Annotated in this window: 18 protein-coding genes; 9 read left to right on the top strand and 9 right to left on the bottom strand. The window is 71.5% G+C overall.

Annotation, left to right across the window (positions count from 1 at the left end; genetic code table 11):
* Positions 1-54: 54 nt before the first annotated feature.
* The gene (locus BJ992_RS13180; RefSeq protein WP_184980819.1) at positions 55-909 is read left to right on the top strand and encodes a hypothetical protein; all 855 of its coding nucleotides are present in this window, start codon (positions 55-57) and stop codon (positions 907-909) included.
* A gap of 54 nt (positions 910-963) precedes the next feature.
* On the opposite strand, the gene BJ992_RS13175 is transcribed toward BJ992_RS13180, so the two are convergent.
* Positions 964-1,329 (bottom strand): MmcQ/YjbR family DNA-binding protein, encoded by a 366-nt coding sequence (locus BJ992_RS13175; protein WP_184980817.1) that lies wholly within the window; start codon positions 1,327-1,329, stop codon positions 964-966.
* A gap of 99 nt (positions 1,330-1,428) precedes the next feature.
* On the opposite strand from BJ992_RS13175, the gene BJ992_RS13170 reads away from it, so the two are divergent.
* Positions 1,429-1,950, top strand: a complete 522-nt coding sequence (locus BJ992_RS13170) for a hemerythrin domain-containing protein (RefSeq protein WP_184980815.1) — start codon at positions 1,429-1,431, stop codon at positions 1,948-1,950.
* Positions 1,951-2,004: 54 nt separating this feature from the next.
* On the opposite strand, the gene BJ992_RS13165 is transcribed toward BJ992_RS13170, so the two are convergent.
* On the bottom strand, positions 2,005-3,222 hold the full coding sequence (locus BJ992_RS13165; RefSeq protein WP_343072640.1) for an acyltransferase family protein: 1,218 nt from the start codon (positions 3,220-3,222) through the stop codon (positions 2,005-2,007).
* Positions 3,223-3,363: 141 nt separating this feature from the next.
* On the opposite strand from BJ992_RS13165, the gene BJ992_RS13160 reads away from it, so the two are divergent.
* Both BJ992_RS13160 and BJ992_RS13155 read left to right on the top strand, forming a co-directional pair.
* Positions 3,364-4,344, top strand: coding sequence for an FAD-dependent oxidoreductase (locus BJ992_RS13160; protein ID WP_343072639.1), 981 nt, complete (start codon positions 3,364-3,366; stop codon positions 4,342-4,344).
* A gap of 298 nt (positions 4,345-4,642) precedes the next feature.
* The gene (locus BJ992_RS13155; protein ID WP_184980811.1) at positions 4,643-5,086 is read left to right on the top strand and encodes a universal stress protein; all 444 of its coding nucleotides are present in this window, start codon (positions 4,643-4,645) and stop codon (positions 5,084-5,086) included.
* Positions 5,087-5,143: 57 nt separating this feature from the next.
* Here the strand turns inward: BJ992_RS13155 and BJ992_RS13150 are convergent, their stop codons facing one another.
* Both BJ992_RS13150 and BJ992_RS13145 read right to left on the bottom strand, forming a co-directional pair.
* The gene (locus BJ992_RS13150) at positions 5,144-5,992 is read right to left on the bottom strand and encodes a universal stress protein (protein ID WP_184980809.1); all 849 of its coding nucleotides are present in this window, start codon (positions 5,990-5,992) and stop codon (positions 5,144-5,146) included.
* A gap of 35 nt (positions 5,993-6,027) precedes the next feature.
* Positions 6,028-6,834, bottom strand: coding sequence for an SAM-dependent methyltransferase (locus BJ992_RS13145; RefSeq protein WP_184980808.1), 807 nt, complete (start codon positions 6,832-6,834; stop codon positions 6,028-6,030).
* 114 nt (positions 6,835-6,948) lie between these two features.
* On the opposite strand from BJ992_RS13145, the gene BJ992_RS13140 reads away from it, so the two are divergent.
* From BJ992_RS13140 to BJ992_RS13125, 4 genes are all read left to right on the top strand, one after another.
* Complete coding sequence (locus BJ992_RS13140; protein WP_184980806.1) at positions 6,949-8,280, top strand: MFS transporter; 1,332 nt, start codon at positions 6,949-6,951, stop codon at positions 8,278-8,280.
* Positions 8,281-8,841: 561 nt separating this feature from the next.
* Complete coding sequence (locus BJ992_RS13135) at positions 8,842-9,396, top strand: GNAT family N-acetyltransferase (protein ID WP_184980804.1); 555 nt, start codon at positions 8,842-8,844, stop codon at positions 9,394-9,396.
* Positions 9,393-10,385, top strand: a complete 993-nt coding sequence (locus tag BJ992_RS13130; protein WP_343072638.1) for a sigma-70 family RNA polymerase sigma factor — start codon at positions 9,393-9,395, stop codon at positions 10,383-10,385. Before BJ992_RS13135 ends, BJ992_RS13130 begins: the two co-directional genes overlap by 4 nt.
* A 71-nt stretch (positions 10,386-10,456) precedes the next feature.
* A complete protein-coding gene (locus BJ992_RS13125; protein WP_343072637.1) occupies positions 10,457-10,969 on the top strand; it encodes a GyrI-like domain-containing protein in 513 nt (170 codons plus the stop codon).
* Between the two features lie 112 nt (positions 10,970-11,081).
* On the opposite strand, the gene BJ992_RS13120 is transcribed toward BJ992_RS13125, so the two are convergent.
* From BJ992_RS13120 to BJ992_RS13100, 5 genes are all read right to left on the bottom strand, one after another.
* Positions 11,082-12,518: a GH1 family beta-glucosidase gene (locus BJ992_RS13120; RefSeq protein ID WP_221475418.1), complete on the bottom strand. Its 1,437-nt coding sequence runs from the start codon at positions 12,516-12,518 to the stop codon at positions 11,082-11,084.
* Between the two features lie 2 nt (positions 12,519-12,520).
* Positions 12,521-13,351, bottom strand: coding sequence for a carbohydrate ABC transporter permease (locus BJ992_RS13115; RefSeq protein ID WP_184987989.1), 831 nt, complete (start codon positions 13,349-13,351; stop codon positions 12,521-12,523).
* Positions 13,351-14,325 carry a carbohydrate ABC transporter permease gene (locus BJ992_RS13110; RefSeq protein ID WP_184980799.1) on the bottom strand — a complete coding sequence of 325 codons (975 nt, stop codon included), beginning with the start codon at positions 14,323-14,325 and terminating at the stop codon, positions 13,351-13,353. The genes BJ992_RS13115 and BJ992_RS13110 overlap by 1 nt, the downstream gene beginning before the upstream one ends.
* A 72-nt stretch (positions 14,326-14,397) precedes the next feature.
* Positions 14,398-15,696, bottom strand: a complete 1,299-nt coding sequence (locus BJ992_RS13105) for an ABC transporter substrate-binding protein (protein WP_184980797.1) — start codon at positions 15,694-15,696, stop codon at positions 14,398-14,400.
* Between the two features lie 432 nt (positions 15,697-16,128).
* Positions 16,129-17,292: a hypothetical protein gene (locus tag BJ992_RS13100; RefSeq protein WP_184980795.1), complete on the bottom strand. Its 1,164-nt coding sequence runs from the start codon at positions 17,290-17,292 to the stop codon at positions 16,129-16,131.
* A gap of 90 nt (positions 17,293-17,382) precedes the next feature.
* Between BJ992_RS13100 and BJ992_RS33770 the strand changes: the two genes are divergently transcribed.
* On the top strand, positions 17,383-17,508 hold the full coding sequence (locus tag BJ992_RS33770; RefSeq protein WP_281390353.1) for a hypothetical protein: 126 nt from the start codon (positions 17,383-17,385) through the stop codon (positions 17,506-17,508).
* Positions 17,509-17,515 lie beyond the last annotated feature (7 nt).

Below are 17,515 nucleotides of genomic sequence, written 5' to 3'. Positions count from 1 at the left end.
GGTGGCGGGAAAAATGCGATGCCGTGGCGGGGGTGGGTTCGGGAGCATGGAGGGATGACTATCGCTTACCAGCCGTTCCGGTGGGATCTGGTGCGGCGGGATCAGCTCGGTGGGTTGCTGGACGGTGTTCCCGAGGCGGAGCCGCCTTTTCTGGAGGCGATGGCCGAGTGCGCGGCGAAGGTGCTGGCGCGCAGTGGTGACGGGGATCTGTACTTCGTGGGGAGGTCCGGTGACAGTGTCTTCGACCTGTTGTCGGGGGTGCTCGCCGGGTCGTCGCGGCCGAGGCGGGTGCGGCTGCTGCCGTTCGCGTACCGGTACGAGACTCCGCTGCGGCCCTACGAGGTGCGGCAGTTGCGGGTCAACCTGGAGGCGATGGGGGTGAGCCCGTACAAGCTGGCGCGACGGTCCCGGCCGATGGTGTTCGCCGACCTGGTGTACGGCGGCGAGACGTTCGGGAACCTGTACGAACTGCTGCGGGACTGGATCGAGGAGGAGGGGGAGCAGTGGGACGTGATCCGGCTCAAGCTGCGGTTCCTCGGGGTCACCATCAGGCAGCGGACCAGCCCGAAGGCGTGGCGCTGGTGGCAGGACGCCGATTGGACGCGCGACCTGCCGAGGACCGCCGTCGTCAACGTGTCCCTGCCTTTCCCGGTGTGGGTGTACCTCGGGAACCAGCAGGAGAAGATCGCGCCGTCGTTCCGGCGCGCGTCCTGGGGTGACGAAGAGATCACCGGGCCGAGGCACACCAAGGAGGTCAGGGAGGCGCTGGCCGAAGCGGTGGCGTACGTCGAGCGGGGCCGGTCCCCGCAGGTGCGGGCCGCGGTGGCACGGCATCTGACCACCGAGCCGGCCTTCGCGCAGCCGTGGCTGCGGCGGCTGGCCCGCGAGATCCGCACGGGATCGCCGTGACGGCCGGCGCCGGAGGTCGCGCGCATGGCTCCGGGTGCCGGCCCGGGTGGCCGGTCAGCGGTCGCCGGGGGTGTCCAGCCGCGCGGACAGGCGTTTGGGGGCGATGAGGCGGTAGCTGTCCTCGATGAGCTCGGCGAGCTCCGGCCAGTCCTGGCCGGTGTCGAGGCGAGCGCCGACCCAGCCTTTGGCGCCGACGTACGCGGGGACGAAGTAGCGGTCCGGAGCGGAGGAGACCAGGGCCTCCTGGATGCCGGGGGCGGCCTTGAAGGTCATGGTGGCGCCGTCCTCACTGGTCATCACGAACAGTTTGTCGCGGACGCGGAACGACGGGGCGGTGTGGCCGCCGAAGGGCTTCTCCACGGCCTCCGGGAGGGCCAGGCAGATCTCTCGTACGCGTGCCAGGACGTCGTCGTCGCGCATGGCGGCCTCCCGTTTCCTCGGCGTTCACGAGGACCCTAGGGGAAGGGACCGACAGAACGGTGGCGTGGGTACGGCCGGCGGTGGGATCATGGCGGGGCGATGGGGACTTCCGGTGAGGATCGGCTGGCGGCGTTCGGTGCGCGGCTGGTCGAGGTGCACGACGCGTTACGGGACGAGCTCGACCGGTTGCGGGACGAGGCCGGGGCTCATCTGGCGGGCCGGGGGAAGCGGTCACGGGACCTGCGCGCGCACTGCCTGGCGTTCTGCGCGGCGGTCGAGCGACATCACACCGGTGAGGACGACGGCGCGTTCCCCGAGCTGGCGCGCGGCCATCCGCGGCTGCGGCCGGTGATCGAGCGGCTCGAACACGACCACACGATGGTGGCGGGCCTGCTGCGGCGCATGGAGGCCCTGCTCGACGGGGTCGCGCCGCCGGTGCCGGAGACGCAGGCACGCGAGGTGCTCGGCGAGCTGGACGGGCTGGCGGCGATCCTGGAGTCGCACTTCTCGTACGAGGAGCGGCAGATCGCGGCGGCGCTCGACACGCTGCGCGTCCCGGCGTGGACCGAGGTCACCCCGGCCTTCCTGCGGGTGCCGGGTGACGAGGAGACCGGCGGCTGACCTGACGACTCGCGCGGCGCGACCCGGCGAGGACGGCGGGCCGGCCGGGGTCGTTCAGGCGGTCTCGGTGGCCGGCTCGGACGGCGCGGGGCGGGTGGCGCGGCGGCGGGCGATCAGGCGGCGGCCGAGGGCCTGGCCGGGACGTTCGACGAGGCGGTGGGTGACGGTGGCGGCCAGCAGGACGGCCGTGGTGAACAGGGCCGCCATGGTGAGCTGGATGTGCAGGGGTGCGGCGCGCAGGTCGCCGGTGAGCTCGACGAAGTACTTCAGCAGCGGGTGGTGCAGCAGGTAGACCGAGTAGCTGACCGCGCCGAGCCACACCAGCGCACGCGGCAGGCGGCGGCCCCGCAGCGCCATGCCACCGGCGAACGTCGCCGCCGCGAGCGCGATCGTGAGGATCCAGACGTCCGGCCGCACCCACCACCAGCCCACCTGCACGGCCGTCACCGGGGCCAGCACCACGAGCGCGGCGGTCGCGGCGACCGGCCACAGCGTCCCCTCGCCGTCCTCCCAGCGGCGGATCGCGGTGCCGGCGAACATCACGGCGACCACGGCGAGCCCGAACCACGGCACGCGGCTGCTCAGCACGAGCAAACCCAGTGCCGTCAGGCCGAGCGCGCCGGCCGCCGCGACCGTGTACCGGCCCGCGACCAGGCAGGCCAGCCCGGCGGCGAACACCGCGCCTGCCACCCACGGCAGCCACGTGCCGGACAGCGGCGGCCCGGCCAGCAGCAGACCCGCGGCCACGGCGCCGAGGGCCAGCGGCACGGCAGGCGCGCGGTACGACCGGCCCGCGCGGGACGGGACGACGTACAAGGCGGTGACCAGCAGGTAGAACACCATCTCGTACGACAGCGTCCACATGGTGTCAGCGAGACCGCCGACCCCGAGGACGTCGAGCAGCATCGTGGCGTGCGCCGGCACCGCGGACGGGTCGGCCACCACGGTGGGACGTGGCGGCACCCACGGCGCGACGGCGAGCACCAGTGCGCAGACCGCGAGGTACAGCGGGTACAGCCGGGACAGCCGGCCGATCCAGAAGGCGCCGGGGTCGTCGTGCCGCCGCAGGGACGTCGGGATGATGTAGCCGCTCACCAGGAAGAACACCAGCACGCCGTAGATGCCGAGGCTGAACTGGTAGGAGCGCACGGAGGGGACCACCCACGGGATCATGTGCTCGCCGAACACCGCCATGGCCCCGAGGCCGCGCAACGCGTCCAGCCACGCCAGCCGTCCCGCCGTCACCCGTCCCGTCTCCCCACCGCTCGGCACACGCGCCAATGTACTAGCGGACCGGCGCGGTAGGGGTACCCCTGCGTGGCCGCCTGCCGGTTGAACCGCCGTGGTACGGCGGTGATGCTGGCGTGGGGGCAGGGCCGGCCTCCGTTCCCTGGCCGAGGAGGGTGTGCCGTGGTGCGGCGTCCTGATGTGCTGGTCATCGGTGCCGGGGTGATCGGCCTGACCACCGCGGTGTGCCTGGCGGAGCGGGGACGGCGGGTGGTGGTGCGCGCGGCGGAGCCGCCGCTGGAGACGACGTCGGCGGTGGCGCTCGCGGTGCTCATGGGGCCGTCGCTGGCGCCGCCGGACGAGGCGGACGCCTGGCCGCCGATCGAGACCACGACGCGGTGGCACCGTGAAGGGGTGGCGGCGTTCGCCGCGCTCGCGGAGCGGCCGGGGACCGGGGTGTCGGTCATGGCGGGCCGGTGGGTGAGCCACCGCGAGCAGGACGTGTCGTGGGCCGGAGGCCTGCCGGGGTTCCGGCCGTGTTCGCCGGAGGAGCACGCGGGGTTCGCCGAGGCGTTCTGGCTGTCGACGCCGGTCGTGGACATGCCGCGTTACCTCGGGTACCTCACCGACCGGCTGGCCGCCGCCGGGGGTGAGCTGGAGATCGGCAGGATTGAGTCACTGGCCGAGGCGGCGGCGCTGGCGCCGGTGGTGGTCGACTGCGCGGGTGCGCAGGCGGCTCATCTGGTGCCGGATCCCGATGTGCACCCGGTGCGGGGACAGCACGTGGTGGTGGAGAATCCCGGTCTCGACACGTACTTCTTCCAGTTCAGCCGGGCCAAGGCGATGACGATGTTCATGCCGCACGGCCCGCGCCTGGTCCTCGGCGGCACCGCGGGCCGCGACGACTGGTCGCGCACCCCTGACCCGGTGCAGACCGAGGAGATCATCGCTCGCTGCGCCGCCGTCGAGCCCCGGATCGCGACGGCCCGGGTCCTGTCGGTCGAGGTGGGGTTCCGTGCCTCCCGCGCCGCGATCCGGCTGGAGGAGGAGCTCATCGGCGGGTCGCGGGTGATCCACAATTACGGCCACAGCGGCGCGGCCGTCGCGTTCTCCTGGCCCTGCGCCGAGGCCGTGGCCGGCATGGTCCCGCTGGCCGCGCGCGTCTGAGGCCTTCACGGAGGATTAGATCCGCCAACGCCACCAATTGACCGAAACCTGGGGAAGTGTCCGGAAATAACTGACGCGAGATGTGCTGATTCTCGCGGTATTAGTGGCAATTATTTGGTTTTATCGGTGGGTGTCGCTTGCAGGGCTAACGGCCTTTAACGAGCGGCCGTTCGGCCCTGCCTGGTCGCGGCCCCTGGCGGCAATGTGGTCGAGGTGGCAAATGTGAGCACTGTCCCGTGCCGGGGCTCCGGCGCGGAGTGCGATTCCGGTCGGAGCCCAACGAAAGGGGAGAGACCGTATGTCTCCACCTGAATACGTCGTCGTGGGGATGGACGACACACCGCACGCCATCGCGGCGCTGCGCAGGGCCGGCGAGGAGGCACGGGAACGGCGGGCCCGGCTCGACGTCGTGCGGGTCGGCAAGGAGGACGAGGTCGTCACCGAGGCGGCGCGCAGAGCACTGGACGAGCTGGTGGCGTCGGTGCTGGGCCCGGCGGATCCGGTCGCGGCGCGCTGCCTGATCGCGTCCGGCCGGCCGGGGGACGTGCTCACCCGGCACGCGGCGGAGGCCGAACTGCTGGTGATCGGCGCCGGCTACGGCGGACGGCCGCTGGACGGCTCGACGGTCACGTCCGTGCTGAGCGGCGCGCCGTGTCCGGTGCTGGTCTGCACGGCGCCGGACCTGCCAGGCAGGATGTCCTACACCATACGGTTCCTCACCCCGGCACCCGCACCGGCGTGACGGTCACAGGCGAAGGGTGACCGTCACGACCCGGGGGGAGGTCGCGCGGCGAGGAGGTCAGTCCTGCTCAGGAGGCCGGACCACGGCGACGGGACAGCGCGCGTGATGCAGCACCCCGTGGCTCACCGAGCCGAGCACCGACGCGAGGGGGCCCTTGCCTCGCGAGCCGACGACGACCAGGTCGGCCTGCTCCGAGGCCTCGGTGAGCGCGGGAACGGGGTGGCCGACGACCACCTCGTCACGGATGTCGACCGCTGGGTTCTCCTCGCGCAACGCGTCCACGCGCTCGCGCAGCCGGCCCACCTCGGCGTCGAAGGACGCCTGGACCAGGTCGCCGAACGTCAGCGAGTACGGCGCCACCGGCGGCGAGGGCCAGGCGCTCAGCACGCGCAGCGGCACGCCGCGCAGCGCGGCCTCCTCGACGGCGAACGCCACGGCCGTCTCGGCGTGCGGCGACCCGTCGTACCCGGCCACGACCTCACCGCGCGGCCCTTCGGGAACCTGCCTGACCACGACGACCGGCCCGCGCGCGTGACCGGCGAGACCCATGCCGACCGAGCCGAGCAGCAGCTCGGCGAAGCCTCCCCCGCCCCGGCTGCCGATGACGACGAGCGCCGCCGTCTCGGACTCCGCACGCAGCGATCCGACCACCGTGCCGGCGACCAGGGCCGTGGTGACCTCGACCCCCGGCGTGTGCTTGCGCGCCGCGTCGGCCGCCTCGGCGAGGACCTCACGGTGCTCGCCGTCGGCGAGGTCCAGATGCGGCTCCTCCTCGCCGGCCCACGGCTCGCGCACGTGCACGACCCGCAGCGGCACCCCGCGCCGCGCCGCCTCCTCGGCGGCCCACTCGAGCGCCGCGGTGGCCGGCCCCGAACCGTCCACCCCGGCCACGATCGGTCCGGACATGATGACCTCCCTGTTCGAGGTCAAGTCCATCACATCTAGGGTACGCGGCCGACGCCGCAGAGGAAGTACGAGGCGATCTGCAGCAGAGGCGGGGTGACGTAGTCGGAGTCGGGACGCCACTCGTGCAGGTTGACGATGCCGGGGTCGGCGATCTCCAGACCGTCGAAGAACGGGGTGACCTGGCTCGACAGGCGTGGCACGAACGGAGCGGACGCGCTCTGGTAGACGCGCTCCACGCCGGGAGCGGCCGTGGGACGTTCGTCGATGACCACGTGGGAGAGCGCGAGGTAGCTGCCGGGGGCCAGCGACCGCGTGACGCGCGCGATGATGTCCTTCGGCGCGTCGGAGTCGGGGATGAAGTGGACGATGGCCAGCATCAGGACGGCGATCGGCTGGCTGAAGTCCAGGTGGGCCCGGATGTCGGGGTTGTCCATGATGTGGCCGGGCTCTCGCAGGTCCCCCTCGGCGACGAGCACCAGCGGGCTGTCCTGCAGCAGCGCGCGTGCGTGCGCGAGCACCTGCGGGTCGTTGTCGACGTACACCGTGCGCGCGCCTGGCGCGTACTCCCCCGCCACCTGGTGCACGTTGCGCTGGGTCGGCAGGCCGGCGCCGATGTCGAGGAACTGGCGAATGCCCTGTCCCGCGAGGTAGCGTACGGCGCGCTGCAGGAAGGCGCGGTTCTCGCGGATGCCTATCGGGACCTCGGGGACGAAACGCAGTACCTGCTGTGCGGCCTCGCGGTCCACCGGAAGGTTGTCCTTGCCGCCGAGGAAATAGTCATACATCCGCGCCGCATTGGGGATATTAGGGTTGAAACCGCCTCCGATCGCGGCAGGATTCATCGGTGTCCTCCTGGTCTCGGCGTCACGCGGTTGGATCCTAACCGTCCGGAGGCAAAAAACCCGACTTGTCGGTAAAAGCGTTGCAGTCCCCCCGCAGAATGTCATGATCCTCCCATGGCCGCAGACCGGACGCGCCGAGTACTCGGCGCGCAGCTCGCCGACGGGATCACCCGCGGCAACATGTGGGCACTGCTGGCGATGGCGACCGCCGGGACCGCGGTCATCTCGTTCCTGCCCTCGACCCAGCCGCACATCCTGACGACCGTCCTCGGCGTGCCGGACTCCGCGCAGGGCCGGGTCGTCGGCCTGCTCGGTTTCTCCGCCGAGCTGGCGATGATCGTCAGCCTGGCGTGGTACGGCGCGCTCGCCGACCGCTTCGGACGCCGGATCGTCGTGCTGGCCGGGCTGGCGCTGTGCGCGTTCGGCGTCGCGCTGTTCCCGTTCGCGGGGAACACGGCTGTGCTGGTCGCGCTGCGGGTGGTGTTCGGGCTCGGCGTGGCCGCGATCAACGCGATGCTGTCCACCGTCGCGATCGACTACGTGCGCACCCGGTCACGCGGCAAGTCGTACGGCCTGATCGGCGTGTTCGGCGGCATCGGCGCGGTGGTCGCCGTGCTGCTGCTCGCGCGGCTGCCGCAGATGTTCGAGTCGCGCGGCCTGGCGCCGGTGGCGGCGACGCGGCTGGCGTTCCTGCTCATCGCGGCCGGGATCGTGGTGCTCGCCGCGGTGCTGTGGGTGACGCTGGCCAAGCCCGCCGTCACCGCCGCCGGCGGCGAACGTGTGCCGCTGCCGCGCCTGGTGCGTGAGGGGGTGGTGCTGGCCCGCGACCCCGGAGTGGCCCTGTCGTACGCCGCGTCGTTCGTGGCACGGGCCGACCTCGCGATCGTGGTGGGCTTCATGACGCTGTGGATCACCGACTTCGCCGTGGCGGAACGCGGCATGTCCAGCGCCGAGGCCGTGGCACGCGCCGGCGCGGTGGTGGGGATCTCGCAGACGGTCGCGCTGCTGTGCGCGCCGGTGTTCGGCTGGCTCGGCGACCGGATGCCGCGGCAGAACCTCGTCATCCTCGCGCAGGCGGTGGCCGCCGCCGCGTACCTGTCGACGCTGCTGGTGAGCGACCCGCTCGGGTCCGGCATGATGATCGTCGCGGTGCTGATCGGTGTCGGCGAGATCGCCGGCATCACCACGGCGGGCCCGCTGCTGGCCCAGCAGGTGCCGGCCGCGGTCCGCGGGTCGGCGTTCGGGGTGCACACCCTCTGCGGCGCGGCCGGCATCATGATCGTCTCCGGGCTCGGCGGCATCCTGTACGACGTGTGGCGTCCCGCGGGGCCGTTCGTGCTGTCGGGGATCGCGGGCCTGCTGGTCGCCGCCTTCGGGCTCGCCGTCCGCGGCCGGGTCCACCCGCGCGCGGACGCCGGCACCGCACGCGAGACCCTGCCGGCCTGACGACCCGCCTGAGGGCCGTCCGGCGGCGACGCCTGGGAGTCGCGCTCCAGGATTCCCCTCAGGCTCTCCGGTTCCGGCGCCGCCGCCACTCCGTCACCCACCCGCACGGCCGGCACAGCAGCCGGCCGCAGGTCCTTGCCGCTAGCGTTTTTGAAAGCTCAACCAGCCCTCCGCCTGCGGCATATGCACGTGCACGGCCAATCGGCCGGAAACCTTCCGGTAATGTCCCGAAAACTATCGGCGGCCTCTACCTGCTGGATGCCGATGGCGGCGGCGCGATCGATAGGACTTCCCGAAAACTAGGTCTTGCGTGCCGAAATGTTTCTACTAGAGTCGTGGGGTGTTTCGCCTTGATACCAATCGCTTGTCCAAGCGGCCGGATCGAAGGAAGACCATGCCCGAGGACGTCCCCGTAGCCCGGTTCTCCCTCCTTCGGGGGTCGCGGTGAGCGACCCCCGGCGGGTCACGCGCGCCGCTCCGGCGCTGGCCTGCCACGGTCACCCGCGGATCCCCGCAGCCGAAGGCTGGGACCCGCCACGTCTCATCGGCGATACTGCCGAGGTGCTTCTCTCCACGGACCGCCTCACCGTCCGCCGGTTCCACACAGGCGACGCCGCCGCGCTCGCCGCCTACCGCTCCGACCCCGAAGTGGCCCGCTACCAGGTATGGGAGACCCCGTTCTCCCTGGAGCGCGCCGTCATCCTGACCGCCGCGTTCGCCACCGCCGACCCCGGCGAACCCGGCTGGTTCCAGTACGCCATCGACCTCGACGGCTCGCTCATCGGCGACATCGGCGTCAAACTCCACCAGAACCACATGCAGGCCAAGATCGGCTACACCCTCGCCGCCGCCTACCAGGGCAAGGGCTACGCCACCGAGGCCCTGACCGCGTTCCTCGGCCACCTGTTCACGGTCCGCCGTCTCCACCGCGTCTCCGCCGGCTGCGACGCGCGCAACCACCGCTCGGCACGCCTGCTCGAACGCCTCGGCTTCCAGCGCGAGGGCCTGCGCCGCAAGCACTTCTGGGTCAAAGGCGAGTGGACCGACGACCTGCTGTACGGCCTGCTCGCCTCCGAGTGGCCGCACACGCCGTCCCCCGGGGACACGCCGGCGTGACGCGGCCCGGCGCCACGGCCGTCGCGCCGGAGCACGCCTTCGCGGCACACCGGGTCGAGCTGACCGGGTTCTGCTACCGCATGATCGGCTCCGCCGCGGACGCCGAGGACGCCGTGCAGGAAACCATGGTGCGGGCCTGGCGTGCGTGGGACAGGTACGACGAGGCTCGTGCGAGCGTGCGGACGTGGTTGTTCGCCATCGCCGCCAACGTGTGCGCGGACATGCTGCGCGGCCGGGCCCGCCGTGCGGTCCCCATGGATCTCGGCCCGGCGGCGCGGCCGGGGTCCCCCGTCGGCGAGCCGCTGCCGGCGCACGCGTGGGTCCAGCCGGTGCACGACGACCGGGTGATCGGCACCGGCGGCGACCCCGCCGACGTGGTGGTGGCGCGCGAGTCGATCCGGCTGGCGTTCGTGGCGGCGCTTCAGCGCCTGCCGCCACGTCAGCGTGCCGTGCTGATCCTGCGCGACGTGCTCGCCTGGACGTCCGCCGAGGTCGTGACGCTGCTCGGCGGCACCGTGGCCTCGGTGAACAGCGCACTGCAACGGGCCCGCGCCACCATGCGTGACCACCTCCCCGCCGGTCCTCCCCCGCCGCCGGACCCCGTGCGCGCCGAGTTGTCCCGCCGGTACGCCGCCGCGTTCGAGCGCCACGACGTCGAGGCGCTGGTCGCGTTGCTGCACGAGGACGCCACCATGTCGATGCCGCCGTTCCCGTGGTGGCTGCGCGGCGTCGCGGACATCCGCCAGGCTCTCCTCCACAGCGATTTCTGCCGCGGCTCCCGCCTGCTTCCCACCGCCGCCAACGGATGCGCCGCGTTCGGTCACTACGTCCCCGCGGACCGCGACGGCGTGTCCGAGGGCCCGGGACGCCACCGGCCGTGGGCCCTGATCGTGGTGGAGGCGCGTGACGGCCGTTTCGCCGCCGTCCACTCGTTCCTCGACGCGGCCCACGACCTGCCTCGGTTCGGACTGCCGGCTTTCCTGCCGTAGCACCGATGAGTTCCGGCCGCCGTCGCGGTATACCCCGTGGAAGTGGCCGAACTCCGACACCGAGGTGACCTGTGACCGTGCGTCCCCTGCTCGACGACCGCGAAGCCCGTCCGTACGCCGCCATCCCCATCACCGCGTCCTTCTCCCGCTGGGGCGAGGTCAACGCTCTGGTCCCCGAGATGTTCACCTGGCTCGCCGCCGGCGGCCTGTCCCCCGCCGGCCCGCCGTTCTACCGCTACTGGGTGGCCGGCGACCGGGAGCGCGAGTTCCGCCTCGAGGTGGGGGTGCCGGTCGCCGAGCCGGTCGAGGGGGACGGCCGGGTCATCCCCGGCACGATCCCCGCCGGCCGGTACCTGGTGGCCGTGCACACCGGCCACCCCGACCGGCTGGCCGGCACCATCAAGGAGGTGGACGCGTGGGCCGCGGAGAACGGCGTCCGCTTCGACACCGGTGTGGAGGACGGCGTGGAGGTCTGGCGGGGACGTTTCGACTTCTGGCTGACCGACCCCGCCGAGTCCCCCGACCCGGAGACGTGGTCCACGGAACTGGCGTACCTCACCAGGTCGCCGACCGCTCAGGCATGAGATGACACCGGCGGCATCCCGGGGGGAAGGCGGGCTGCACGTCGGGGACGGGACCCGTGCCGGCCGCCGTACCCCTGACGGCTCGGACCGGCCGCGGCGACGGCGGGTCCCTTCACACCACCCCGTTCTCCCGTACGACGTCGCGGTACCAGAGGCCGCTGTCCTTGAGGGTGCGCCGCTGGGTGGCGAAGTCGACGTGCACGATGCCGAACCTGCGGTGGTAGCCCTCGGCCCACTCGAAGTTGTCCAGCAGGGACCACACCAGGTAGCCGCGGACGTCGGCCCCGGCCGACACGGCGGCGTGCACGGCGCGCAGGTGCGTGTCGAGGTAGGCGACCCGGTCGGTGTCGTGCACACGGGGGCCGGTCTCGTCCTCGGTGACGGTGTCGGGGAACGCGGCGCCGTTCTCGGTGACCATCAGACCGGCTTCGGGGTAGTCGGCCGACAGGCGGGCCAGCATGCGGGACAGGCCGGTGGGGACGATGGGCCAGCCCATCTGGGTGGTGGGGACGCCGGCGTCGGCGAACTCGATGTCCTCGGTGCCGGGGAAGGCCAGGTTGGCCGGCCGGCCGGGGCCGGACCGCACGACGCACGGGTTGTAGTAGTTGACGCCGATGACGTCGGCGGGCTGGTGGATGTCGCGCAGGTCGGTGTCGTGGATGTGGCCGAGGCCGGCGTGCCGCTCGGCGATGCGCAGCACCTCCTCGGGGTAGGCGCCGCGTTGCACCGGGTCGAGGAACTGCCGGTTGAGCAGGCAGTCCACGCGGTGCACCGCCTCGGCGTCCGCCTCGGACATCGCGGCGGCGGGGTCGGCGACCTGCTCAGGGGTGATCACCGGTGAGGAGTTGACGACGAGCATCACCTCGCGCGCGCCGGCCGAGCGCAGCGCCTGCGCGGCGAGGCCGTGACCGAGCAGGAAGTGGTGCGCGGCGCGCAGGGCCGGCGCCGCTCCGGTGCGGCCCGGCGCGTGCACGCCGGTGCCGTACCCGAGGAACGCCGTCACCCACGGCTCGTTCAGGGTGGTCCAGTGCGTCACCCGGTCGCCGAGCCTCGCGTGCACGGCCGCGGCGTACTCGGCGAAGCGGTACGCGGTGTCGCGTGCGGTCCACCCGCCTTGGTCCTCCAGCGCCTGCGGCAGGTCCCAGTGGTACAGGGTGGTGTACGGCGTGACGCCGCGCGCCAGCAGCGCGTCCACCAGACGGTCGTAGAAGTCCAGGCCGAGAGGGTTGACCGGACCGGCGCCGTCGGCCTGGATCCTCGGCCAGGCCACGGAGAACCGGTACGCCTCCAGGCCGAGGTCCGCGATCAGCGCCACGTCCTCGGGGTAGCGGTGGTAGTGGTCGCAGGCGACGTCGCCGGTGTGGCCGGAGGCGACCTTCCCCGGCGTGTGCGAGAAGGTGTCCCAGACCGAGACGCCGCGGCCGTCCTCCTGTGCCGCACCCTCGATCTGGTAGGACGCCGTGGCGGCACCCCAGACGAAACCTTCGGGGAAGACGGCCGGGCCTTCGGTCAGATAGGAAGGCAGGGTCCCCCGGCTGGTGACGGTCATGGTCATCCCTTCACAGCTCCTTGCATGATTCCTCCGATGACCTGCTTGCCGAGCAGGGCGAACACGAACACCAGCGGCAGGGTGCCGAGCGCGGTTCCCGCCAGGCTGAGCGCGTAGTCACTGACATATCCTGCCGCGAGCGTCGAGAGCGCGACCTGCACGGTCGGGTTCTCCGGGGTGAGCGCGACGAGCGGCCAGAAGTAGTCGTTCCACGCCGACATGAACGTCAGCATGCCGAGCACCGCGGCTGCCGGCCGCGCGGCCGGCAACACGACGTGCCAGAACAGGCCCCAGGTCGTGCAGCCGTCCACCCGGCCGGCTTCGAGCAACTCGGTGGGGAGGGCACGCGACAGGTACTGGGTCATGAAGAAGACACCGAACGCGTTGATCAGCGCGGGGACGACGAGCGCGTACATGGAGCCGGTCCACTCCAGCTTCACCATGAGCATGTACAGCGGGATGATGCCGAGCTGCGCCGGCACCATCATGGTGGCGACGGTGAGAAGCAGCAGGAACCTGCCGCCACGGAAGCGGAGCTTGGCGAAGGCGAAACCCGCCATGGTGGAGAAGAACATCACCGACACCGCGATCGTGCCGGCGACCAGCACCGAGTTCAGCAGCGCGAGCGCGAACGGCACGGTGTCGAACACGCGGGAGACGTTGGCGAACAGGTTGCCGCCGGGGATCAGCGGCGGCGGCACCTCGGCGAGCGCCGCGTTGTCGCGTGAGGCGACCACCACGCTGTAGTAGAGGGGAAGCGCCGAGAAGAACGCCACCGCGAGCAAGGTGAGGTAGGTGAGGGTGCGGGCCGGGCCCGGCGCGGTCCGCGGCATCACGTCAGGCTTCCTCTCGCTCGGCGCGTGAGCAGGTAGTTGACCGCGGCCGCCACGACGATGAACAGGAACATCATCCAGGAGATCGCCGAGGCGTACCCGAAGTCGAGCTTGGTGAAGTTCTCGTAGATGAACAGCGAGAGCGTCTGGTACTGCCGGTCGGGGCCGCCGGTGAGGCTGTAGACGCCGAACAGCAGCGGCTCGGCGAGCACCTGCATGGCCCCGATGGTCGAGGTGATGACCACGAAGACGACGGTGGGCCGGATCATCGGGATGGTGATCCTCCGGAGCTGCGTGAAACCGCTCGCGCCGTCGATGGTGGCGGCCTCGTACAGCTCGCGCGGCACCGCCTGCATGGCGGCGAGGAAGATGAGCGCGTTGTACCCGGTCCACCGCCACATGATCATGACGGAGATGGCCACGTGCGAGGACGCCGTGCCGGCGTTCCAGTCGACCGGCTGCGCGCCTGACCACGACAGCACCCAGTTGACGAGGCCGAAGTCGCGGCCGAAGAGCTGGCTGAAGATGACGACCACCGCGACGACACTGGTGACGTTCGGCAGCAGCAGCGTCACCCGGAAGATCGTCTGCGCGCGCAGCGGCCGGTTCAGCAGGTGCGCCAGCCAGATGGCGAGCGCGAGCTGCGGCACCGTGGACAGGACGCCGATGGACAGCGTGTTGAAGGCGGCGTTCCAGAAGTACTCGTCACCGAGCAGGGCCTGGAAGTTGCCGAGCCCGACGAAGGTGTGCGTGTCGGACAGCAGCGTCCAGTCGTGCAGGCTCACCCAGGCGGTGTACAGCAGCGGGAACAGGCCGAACGCGCAGAACAGCAGCAGGTACGGCGCGACGTAGGCGTACGGGGACGCCTTCATGTCGAGCCGGTGCGCGAGGACGCGCAGCCTCGCGCGGTCCCGCGGCGGGGGGAGCTGGGGCCGGCGGGACGGGGTCACCGCCGTGGAGGCGCGGGTCGCCATGGCGACCTCCTTTCGCGGGTACGCGTGCGGCGCGGCCGGTCCGGACACGGCGGACCGGCCGCGCGCCGGGGGCTACTTGATGCGGTCGAGGTCCTTGAGGACCTGCTGCCACGCGTCCTGCGGTGCCTGCTTGCCCTGCTCGATGCGCTGCAGGCCGTTGCCGAAGGCGGTGAGCACGTCACCGGCCTTCGGGCCGACGTGCTGCGGCTTGAGCGCCTTGGCGGCGTCGGTGAAGATCTTGCCGGTCGGCGCGTCGCTGAAGAACGGGTTGACGTACGACGTGATGGCGGGGTCGTCGTACAGCGCCGGGATGGACGGCAGCGCGCCGGCCTCGGTGAACAGCTTGAGCTGGGTGTCCTTGCTCGTCAGCAGGTCGATCAGCTCGGCGGCCTCCTTGGGATGCTTACCTTGCTTGGGGGCCATCAGGTGCGTGCCTCCCTGGTTGCCGCCACCGCCGCCGGGGACCGCCGCGACGTCCCACTTGCCGGACGTCGCGGGTGCGGCGTCCTTGATGCTGCCGGTCTTCCACGAGGGGCAGATGATGGTGGCGAACGAGCCCTTGGTGAGGCCGGTGTTCCACGGTGGGCTGAACGCGGCGAGCTCGGCGGACTGGCCGGCCTGGATCATCGCGACCGACAGGTCCCACGCCTTGCGCACGTCGGGGTTGGTGCCGGCGACCAGGGTGTTCTGTTCGTCGTAGAAGCCGACGGGGGCCTGGTCGACCATGGCACGGAAGTTCTCGCCGGGGCCGTCGAACCACTTGGCGCCTGCCACCTTGGCGGCGGTGAACTTCTTGCCGGCCTCCATGTACGCCTCCCAGGTGGGCCACAGCGCGGAGACCTCGTCGCGGCCGGTCGGCAGGCCGGCCTTCTCGAACAGGTCGGTGCGGTAGCACATGGCGAGACCGCCGACGTCGGTGCCGAGGCCGAGCAGCTTACCGCCGTCCGGCGACAGGCCCTGCCGCCACTTCCAGTCCAGGTAGTCCCCCTGGCGCTTGGTGAGGCCGTACTGGCCGAGGTCGTGGAACTTGTCGGCGAGCGGGGTGAACGTCGCGATGTACCCGGCCTCCACCGCGATGACGTCGGCCGCACCCGACCCGGTGGCGAGCTGGGTGGTGAGGTTGGTGTGGTGGTCGTTGAACTGCGCGCGGCGTTCGACGATCTCGACGTTCGGGTGCGTCTTCTTGAACTCCTCGTACAGCGGCGCGAAATGGAAGTCGCTGAACAGCGCGACGGTGAGCTTGATCTTCTCAGCCGGCCGCGCGGCGTCCGGCGAGGCGCCGGCGTCCGTGCCGCCTCCGCAGGCGGACAGGCCGAGAACCATGACGGTGGCGAGCAGAGGGGTGACCAGCCGGGGACGAAGCTTGCCCATTGAACCCTCCATGGGGGGCAATCGCAATGATCTTGAAGAGAGCGCTCCCCGAGAAGGGTCTTCCTCGGCCCCGCGCGTGTCAACAGCCGCCGTGGTAACGATCAGACACCCAGGCCAGCCGGACAGCCGGGAGTTGAGAGAGCGATCTCTTCGAGATCAAGCCATTTACGCAGCTCAACCGGCATGAGAACCCTTATCTGCAATCTTCAGAGAGCGCTCTCGAAAATTTTCGCGATCACCGCCGAGGACTCGGCCGCGCGACCCGGCAGGCTTGACAGCAGGCCACGCGAAGGCGCACTCTCAATTCTCCGGGAGCGCTCTCTCACCTCTCCCGCATCCCGGACGGGAGGCGCCGCGGTCCGCCCTCACACCCCCGGCGGCGGCCCGCGTCGCGCCTCCCATCTCACAAGGACGCCGGGGCCGTCCCGGCGCTCAGCACACGCCGTCCACCACCGTGTAGGTGTGCGTGGCGACCACCCGCGGCGGGAGGTTCTCGAAGGACCACTTCTCCTCGAACTCCCGGGTCAGCTTCGCGCTCTCCCGCGACGGCAACAGGACGGCGTACAGCCGGACGCGCCGGGGCTTTCCCTTCACCTCACCCAGATAGATCTCCTCCAGCTCCCAGCGGGCCGTGGCGCGGTCCGCTCGCGCGGGGTTCCAGGCGGGGAAGTAGCGGTCACCGCCTTCGGCGTAGACGCGGAGGTCGAAACCGGGAGGGACCCAGCCGGAGCCGGAGACGGGTCCGCAGGTGGAGATCTGACCAGTGGGGTCGAAGAACACGAACGGCGCGCCGGTGTCCACGGGGGCCGGTGACGAAGTCGAGAAGGTCGTGACGGGGCTCGTCGTGGACGGCGCGGTGGACGGGGGGCCGCCGGTGAGGTGCCACGCCGCGTAGGCCGCGACGGCGAGGCACAGCGGGACCGCGACGACGGCGGCGAGGCGGGTGCGGTGGACGGTGCGGGGCCGTCCGCCGGTCTCGGGCCGGCGGGAGACCTCCGGTACGGCGACCCACATGTCGGCGGAGAACGCCTTGTCGGGCAGTTCCACCGGCACCTGGGTGAAGTCCTCGGGGGACAGTCCCGCGTAGCCGTTCACCACCACGTCCTGGAACAGATCGCCGGTGACGGCGACGACGAGGTCCGCGCCGGGGGTGCCGGTGAGAACCGAACGCAGCGGCGGAGCGTCCACCAGGCGGCAGGCGTCCACCACGGCCTTTCCCACATAGCCCGTCGCCGCCTCGTGGACGACGCCTTGCGCCAGCGCGACCCGCACGCGTAACCGGCCGCCGCCGGCCGTGTTGCCGCCGGCTGTGTTGCCGTCGGCTGTGTTGCCGTCGGCGAGGCCGGACCCCAGCTCGCGAAGCAGGGTGCTGATGACGTGGGCCTCGTCCACCCCGGCGGGAAGCAGGACCAACTGCCCGTCGCCTCGGTCCTGACGGAGCACCGCGGCCGGGGACACGCCGGTACGGCTCAGTGCGCGGTCCAGAAGCCGCTTCAGCCGGGACTGCACAGCGAGTTGGCCCCGGTTGTCCCGGCCGCTGTACCCCTGGACGTCGACGGCGAGACACAGGCGGCGGACGGCCGCCGGCTGGTTCATGCGAGGCGCTCCTTCGGGTACGAGCGTTGACGACGCGAGTACGGTGAACCTGAGCGGGAGAGCGCTTTCCGGCGGCCGGAAGGATGGCGGATGATCGACGACGGGCTCGACGACATGGTACGAAATCCGAACCTCGATCAGAAGGTGCGGCCGCCGATCGGGGCCACGCCTCGGCACGCGGCGTGTCCGGTTCGCCGCCACATAAGAAACCTGTGACTGACGG

The organism is Sphaerisporangium rubeum (genome assembly GCF_014207705.1).
GTDB classification, from domain to species: domain Bacteria; phylum Actinomycetota; class Actinomycetes; order Streptosporangiales; family Streptosporangiaceae; genus Sphaerisporangium; species Sphaerisporangium rubeum.
The sequence above is the reverse complement of the archived record's forward strand: the minus strand, read 5'-3'. Positions and strand labels throughout refer to the sequence as shown.

Coding starts and splice junctions, on each gene's coding strand:
- BJ992_RS13180 (WP_184980819.1), top strand. CDS start 55: ATGACTATCGCTTACCAGCCGTTCCGGTGGGATCTGGTGCGGCGGGAT.
- BJ992_RS13175 (WP_184980817.1), bottom strand. CDS start 1,329: ATGCGCGACGACGACGTCCTGGCACGCGTACGAGAGATCTGCCTGGCC.
- BJ992_RS13170 (WP_184980815.1), top strand. CDS start 1,429: ATGGGGACTTCCGGTGAGGATCGGCTGGCGGCGTTCGGTGCGCGGCTG.
- BJ992_RS13155 (WP_184980811.1), top strand. CDS start 4,643: ATGTCTCCACCTGAATACGTCGTCGTGGGGATGGACGACACACCGCAC.
- BJ992_RS13150 (WP_184980809.1), bottom strand. CDS start 5,992: ATGTCCGGACCGATCGTGGCCGGGGTGGACGGTTCGGGGCCGGCCACC.
- BJ992_RS13145 (WP_184980808.1), bottom strand. CDS start 6,834: ATGAATCCTGCCGCGATCGGAGGCGGTTTCAACCCTAATATCCCCAAT.
- BJ992_RS13140 (WP_184980806.1), top strand. CDS start 6,949: ATGGCCGCAGACCGGACGCGCCGAGTACTCGGCGCGCAGCTCGCCGAC.
- BJ992_RS13120 (WP_221475418.1), bottom strand. CDS start 12,518: ATGACCGTCACCAGCCGGGGGACCCTGCCTTCCTATCTGACCGAAGGC.
- BJ992_RS13115 (WP_184987989.1), bottom strand. CDS start 13,351: ATGCCGCGGACCGCGCCGGGCCCGGCCCGCACCCTCACCTACCTCACC.
- BJ992_RS13110 (WP_184980799.1), bottom strand. CDS start 14,325: ATGGCGACCCGCGCCTCCACGGCGGTGACCCCGTCCCGCCGGCCCCAG.
- BJ992_RS13105 (WP_184980797.1), bottom strand. CDS start 15,696: ATGGGCAAGCTTCGTCCCCGGCTGGTCACCCCTCTGCTCGCCACCGTC.
- BJ992_RS13100 (WP_184980795.1), bottom strand. CDS start 17,292: ATGAACCAGCCGGCGGCCGTCCGCCGCCTGTGTCTCGCCGTCGACGTC.
- BJ992_RS33770 (WP_281390353.1), top strand. CDS start 17,383: ATGATCGACGACGGGCTCGACGACATGGTACGAAATCCGAACCTCGAT.